Below are 6124 nucleotides of genomic sequence, written 5' to 3'. Positions count from 1 at the left end.
AGGGCATTTCGTATAACGTGTATTATGTTAAGTGTAGGAAAATTAATAAAATATCTATAAATATATTGCACAAAATTATTTTATGTATAACATACCATCCGGATGGTATGTTATACATAAAGGTGTCGATATGAATGCTTTTTTCTTAGCTTATAGCTTATTAGGATTAGCTATAATTGCAGAAGTTATAGGTAGCACTTTTTTAGTTAAATCAGAGGGTTTCTCAAAATTATTTCCGAGTATTATGGTGATAATTCTATACAGTCTAGCTTTCTATCTGCTATCACAAGTTATTAAAACAATCCCTTTAGGTATTGCATATGCGATATGGGCAGGATTCGGTATTGTTCTGACTAGTATTGTTGGCTACGTTTTATTTAAACAAACTTTAGATGCTCCAGCTATGATTGGTATTGTTTTAATAGTTTCTGGAGTTGTTGTTATTAATCTATTCTCTCAATCTACAGGTCATTAAGTGAAAAAAATGCAACAGCCTAAGAAACAGCCAGAAATTATTCGAAAGCGTATTCTTGAACAAGCAGCTACTCTTGTTTCACAAAAAGGCATTTCTGGTGTTTCTATTCAAAATATTGCTACAGCAGTAGGCATCACAAAAGGGGGAATATTCCATCATTTCCCTAATAAAGAAATTTTAATAGAAGAAATGTTTAATCAAGTAATTCTTGAAGTAGATCAAACTATTGAATATCTAATGAAACGAGATGAAGACGAATATGGAAAATTCACACGAGCTTATGTTCACAGTGCTTTTATTCATCAAATAAATGGTGTGGTTTCTGCATGGTCAGCTGTATCAATGACTCTAATTACAGAGCCTACCTTTAATAAAATTTGGATGGAATGGCTTAAAAATAGATTATCACAACATGCAGAAACAGACAGTCATCCTAATTTAGAGTTAATTCGTTTAGCAGCAGATGGGTTATGGCTACAAAGTATTACTGGTGTCATTGATGATGATAAATGTTCTAAATTAGAAGATGCTCTTCTCAATCGAACGTATTTAACATAAAATCTCTTATGCGAAATTACATACCAACTTTAACCACATTGTGGACAGGTTGGAGTTTAGAGATAAGAAAAATTTCTAGAGCATTTGCTAAATAAGCCCTATCACGTTCAAAGCCTATCGTAATGATGGATCCAGCATCTTTTAATCTTGGATCTATCGCAATATATTCAGTTTTATCTTCATTCCATCGGCAATATTTCATTACCCTGGCGCTTAAGCCATTACCACGATAACGGCCAGCACCTCTAGAAGTCCCAACACCGATATAAGTCACTAAATCTCCTTTGATAAACGCATATACACCGTGTTTATCGTAATTAGGAATTTTTCCAAAATTAAAATGTACTGGTGACCATTCAGGAGGCTTTCCTAATAGATCTACATTCCAGTGATGTTCAAAGAATAATTCTGTATTACGTATTAACTCATTAAGTGTTGGATCTTCCACTACTCATCTCTCAAAATTTATAGATTAAAAAGCTTTCGGTCACGCTCATCCGTTAAATACTTATCCATCTGAGCAATTAGTTTAGCTCTGGCCTGTTCATCATCTTCAGTGATTTTTAGCATACAGGATCCAATTAAAATTTTGCGTCTAGTATCATCCTTTCGAGCCTGTTCTTTCTCTTTGACTCGTTCTCTTGCTAGTGCTGCCTGTCTTTGAGCTTTGAGCTGTTTCAGCTTTTCTTCCTGGGCTTTAATTTTGCTGTCTAGTGTTTCAGTAATGCTCATTAATCCAATACCATCATCCTGGGAAACCATCCCTAACATAAGCGCACTTGAATATGCATTCAAGGTGCTATATGTATAGTAATGTTTTCCTCGAAGAGCGCACTTATGCAAACTTCGTTTACAAGTCCGATTGGGGTCCCCCCAATACCCCGACAACCGTAGGCACGGTTGTATTTCACTACGTGAAAATTTAAAAGCGAAAAACAGGCATGGCGATTTACCACTTTTCAGTCAAAACCGTAGCACGATCAGCAGGGCGTTCCGCTACTGCTGCAATTGCCTATCGGGCCGGTGAAAAGATCTATTGTGAACGTGAAGGCCGAGAACATGACTACAGCCGAAAAACTGGCGTGGAATATAAAGAAATTTATTTACCCGAAGACGCACCAAAGCATCTAAAAAACAGGGAAAAACTCTGGAACGAAGTGGAACAACGGGAAACCCGAAAAAACTCGACAGTTGCCCGGGAATTTGAAATTGCCTTTCCAAGTGAGTTGAACCAGGAACAACGTCTGGCCATGCTCGAAGAACTATGCGCCAGTATCGTGGACAGACATCAGGTGGCCGTCGATGCCTGTATCCATGCACCGCATACTGGATCCGGCAGTGATGAACGTAATTATCACGCCCATATCCTGATGAGCACACGCAAACTCACGCCTGAAGGTTTTACCGAGAAAACCCGGGAACTGGATCAGAAACACAGTGGAGAAATCGAGCACTGGCGCGAACACTTTGCCGATATCTGCAATATGCACCTGGATCTGGCCGGGTCCACCGCCCGGGTTGACCACCGCAGCTACAAAGACCAGGAAAATGGCCTGGAAGCCACCCTGCACGAAGGACCGAAAGTCACCGAACTACGCCGAAAAGGGATTGAGACCGAAATCAGCCGCAGCAATGATGAAATCAAACAGAGAAATCAGGCTCAGCTGCAATACGGCAAAAATATGGATCTGCTGATTGCTGAAAATGAGATCAAACTCAGCACACTGAAAACAGAACAGCAGATCCAAATCAAAAATAGCGCTAAAACGCCACCAATTGACGAAAAAGCCCTGTTTGAGGAAAAACACAGGGAAACCCTTGGCAAAGTACTAAAACGCGAAATCAGCGCAAAAGACGCGAATCTAGACCTGGATTTTATGCAGCGCAATCTCAAACAAGCCGAAATAAACCTGACCAAGCAGCAAAAACATCAAAACGAGTTCAATCAGCAGCTTGCCCAGGAGATCGTGAAAAGCGGACTCAAGCAAAGTCATGACAAATTGCAAAGCCTGGTCGATCAACACAACGAATTAACCCAGCACAAACCCTTACTGTTTGGAAAAAAAGCTTGGGAAGCCCAACGTGATGCGATTTACCAGGAACACAAAAAGCTGAAAGGTCAGCATGAACACCAGAAAAAACATGGTGTGAAGGATTTATTGGAAAATGAAAAGTTTAAAGAACATGCCTGGAAGCAGTACCAACAACAACATCCAGCCAAAGCCAAGCAATACCAGACTCTATACCCATCCTATCAAGTCATTAAAAAATGTGTGGATGAGATCAAAGCAGAACAACAGATGAAACTCAGACAGGAACAACAGCTCAAAGCACAGCAACATGCGCCTAAAATGAAATCTCGTGGCATGAGTCGCTAAACAGAGCGAGTGTCTACGAGCGAACTGAAAAAATTTGCCCATCCCTTTCCCTGATTACAAGCTCCCTATCCATTAATCACCTACCCTACAGAGCATCCCGCATGGGTGCGAACTTTCCAAGTTTGATTCTTAAATCGAGCGTAGCGAGAAAAAAAGCTCATGAGCGAAGCGAATTCCGAGTTGCTTTTGATCTTGCTTTTGCTTTTTCTTAAATTCACGAAAATATGAACCAAAAATTGCCCCGACGAATCGAGCGAAAGCGAGATTCAATAGAGTTTGAGCGAAGCGAAAACCAAGGGCAATTTTTCATTCCCTGGGCTTTTAATTATTTTTAAGCTTTTAAATGCTTTTAGATAGCCTGTAAACCTGAATTTATAAGGCTTTGAGAGATTATAAAACGAGGTTTACCTTGCATTAAAACGAGGTTTACCTTGCATTAAAACGAGGTTTACCTTGCATTAAAACGAGGTTTACCTTGCATTAAGCGAGTTGATAATATAACCTCGTCTTATTGACTTAAAAATATAAATTTTTCATATGAAAACCGAACTAATTGTCAAAGATAACGCTTTAATTAATGCTAGTTATAACCTTGATCTAGTAGAACAACGATTAATTCTTTTAGCTATCGTTGAGGCCAGGGAATCAGGTAAAGGGATAAATGCTAATGATCCATTAACAGTTCATGCTGAAAGTTATATCAATCAATTTGGTGTACATCGAAATACTGCTTATCAAGCCTTAAAAGATGCTTGCGATGACCTATTTGCAAGACAATTCAGTTATCAAAGTCTTAGTGAAAAAGGTAATGTCATTAATCACAAGTCAAGATGGGTAAGCGAGGTTGCTTATATTGATAATGAGGCTGTCGTTAGACTTATTTTTGCTCCTGCTATTGTGCCTTTAATAACTCGATTAGAAGAACAATTTACAAAGTATGAGATACAGCAAATAAGCAATTTAACGAGTGCTTATGCTGTTCGCTTATATGAAATATTGATTGCGTGGCGTAGTACCGGAAAAACGCCTCTTATAACTATCTACGATTTCAGACAAAAAATAGGTGTACTCGAGACTGAATACAAAAGGATGTACGATTTTAAGAAATATGTTTTAGACATTGCATTAAAGCAAGTAAATGAACATACCGATATTAATGTCAAAGTTGAACAACATAAAACCGGCAGATCCATTACGGGCTTTTCATTTAGCTTCAAACAGAAAAAGTCAGCAACAAATACAGCCAATGACATTAGTCAGGACAAAGAGCTAAAAATCAATTTGACTGATGCACAACGATATTTATTTGCTAGTAAATTATCAGAACTTCCTGAGATGGCTAAACTTTCACAAGGTAATGAAAGCTATGAACAGTTTGCTGCTCGGATTGTAACCATGCTACAAGAGCCAAATAAATTAAAAGAATTTATGCCATTACTTCGAAAAGTCGGCTTTCAATGAATGATGTCAATTGACATAGTAAAGTTAACAATCAACTATTAACACTATTTGAAAACTGGTTTACATAATGAAAAAACTGTCAGTTTCAGAACTAGCGAAATTATATGGATATTCAAGACAAGCTGTATATGCCCATATAAAGAAAGGAAATTTATCAAAAGGATCGGATGGATTAATTGACTTTTCAGAAGCCTTGAGAGTTTTTGGGGAACCACAAAAAAGCAATTCTAGTGTCAACCAAAGTCAATCAACTAGTAGGCATAACTTAACAGAAGTTGACTCGCTAAAACGTCAAGTTGACATGCTGGAAAGACAATTAAATCAGGCAATACAGAGAGAAAATCAATCATTAGAACGTGAATCGTTTTATCAAGAACAGATTGAGGCCATGCAGCGCCTACTGGAAGCTCCAAAAGCCAATATGACTACGTTTACCGATCATAAATCTGAACAGGATATAGCAACAGATTCTCGGCCACAGACTGAATCGAACTATGACGGATTGACTACTCCAGAGAACAAACGCATCCCTGTTCCAGAACATATTGAGCCTACACCTAAAAAGAGAGGCTTCCTGAGCCGTTTTTTCCTTCCTTACGGTTAACCAGGACTCCACTTTTTTGATGAGCCAATTTCAGTGCAAGCACATGAAATAATGACTCCTCAAAAAACCGGATGATGTTTATTAAAACTGAATAAAATCGTGGAACATTGCTTATTTATTAAGCGTGGAACACTAAAAAAGATAAAAAAAGCCCGAACAGGGATGTTCGGGCTATCAACTAGGAACTACAGCGTTGAATTTTCAAGAGAATTATAACGCATTTCGTATAAGGTGTATTATGTTAATTTTAAGAAAACTTCAGAACTGATCTACTTACTGATAATAAATACTCTGCCTAATCGTTTTAGTATTTTTTCGAGAGTGGGTTCTAAGACTTCTGGAGTTAAATTTAGTTTAATTTCTACAGGATAAGAGGTTAATAACTCTTTGATAGGAGGCCTTTGTTCATCAGGCAGACACTCAATTAGAATCATTAGAACTTTAGGCTCGAAGCATCTTTTTGATGTCGCTTTGAGAGTTAGGCTAGGCATGGATCACCTAAGTTATAAGATTTTATATAAGTGCCACTGTATCAGATATTTAAATAAAGAAAGAATGGTTCTTTCTATCAAAAAAAGAATTGGATTATAAATATATGATCGTATTTTATTCTCCATTTAACATAATGGTTGTTATGCGAAATTCCTA

Annotated in this window: 7 protein-coding genes; 5 read left to right on the top strand and 2 right to left on the bottom strand. The window is 37.8% G+C overall.

The features are described 5' to 3' along the window. The first annotated feature begins 130 nt into the window (after nucleotides 1-130). Both FTU90_RS15550 and FTU90_RS15545 read left to right on the top strand, forming a co-directional pair. A complete protein-coding gene (locus FTU90_RS15550) occupies nucleotides 131-475 on the top strand; it encodes an SMR family transporter (protein WP_180073087.1) in 345 nt (114 codons plus the stop codon). A gap of 9 nt (nucleotides 476-484) precedes the next feature. Continuing rightward, nucleotides 485-1033 (top strand): TetR/AcrR family transcriptional regulator, encoded by a 549-nt coding sequence (locus FTU90_RS15545; RefSeq protein WP_218945130.1) that lies wholly within the window; start codon nucleotides 485-487, stop codon nucleotides 1031-1033. Nucleotides 1034-1049: 16 nt separating this feature from the next. On the opposite strand, the gene FTU90_RS15540 is transcribed toward FTU90_RS15545, so the two are convergent. Both FTU90_RS15540 and FTU90_RS15535 read right to left on the bottom strand, forming a co-directional pair. Next, complete coding sequence (locus FTU90_RS15540) at nucleotides 1050-1481, bottom strand: hypothetical protein (RefSeq protein WP_180073083.1); 432 nt, start codon at nucleotides 1479-1481, stop codon at nucleotides 1050-1052. Between the two features lie 17 nt (nucleotides 1482-1498). Continuing rightward, on the bottom strand, nucleotides 1499-1765 hold the full coding sequence (locus FTU90_RS15535; RefSeq protein WP_180073089.1) for a mobilization protein: 267 nt from the start codon (nucleotides 1763-1765) through the stop codon (nucleotides 1499-1501). A 209-nt stretch (nucleotides 1766-1974) separates the two neighbouring features. Between FTU90_RS15535 and mobQ the strand changes: the two genes are divergently transcribed. From mobQ to FTU90_RS15520, 3 genes are all read left to right on the top strand, one after another. Next, the gene (gene mobQ / locus FTU90_RS15530) at nucleotides 1975-3411 is read left to right on the top strand and encodes a MobQ family relaxase (RefSeq protein ID WP_180073081.1); all 1437 of its coding nucleotides are present in this window, start codon (nucleotides 1975-1977) and stop codon (nucleotides 3409-3411) included. A 537-nt stretch (nucleotides 3412-3948) separates the two neighbouring features. After that, nucleotides 3949-4872: a replication initiation protein RepM gene (repM, locus tag FTU90_RS15525; RefSeq protein WP_004282204.1), complete on the top strand. Its 924-nt coding sequence runs from the start codon at nucleotides 3949-3951 to the stop codon at nucleotides 4870-4872. 67 nt (nucleotides 4873-4939) lie between these two features. Further along, entirely contained in the window at nucleotides 4940-5476 is a 537-nt protein-coding gene (locus FTU90_RS15520; RefSeq protein ID WP_063454693.1) for a plasmid replication DNA-binding protein, read from the top strand. Nucleotides 5477-6124: the final 648 nt, after the last annotated feature.

Origin of the sequence: Acinetobacter sp. YH12200 (assembly GCF_013418175.1) — a bacterium.
Classification (GTDB): domain Bacteria; phylum Pseudomonadota; class Gammaproteobacteria; order Pseudomonadales; family Moraxellaceae; genus Acinetobacter; species Acinetobacter pseudolwoffii.
Note: the sequence above shows the minus strand (reverse complement) of the source record. Positions and strands in the feature narration are given on the sequence as shown.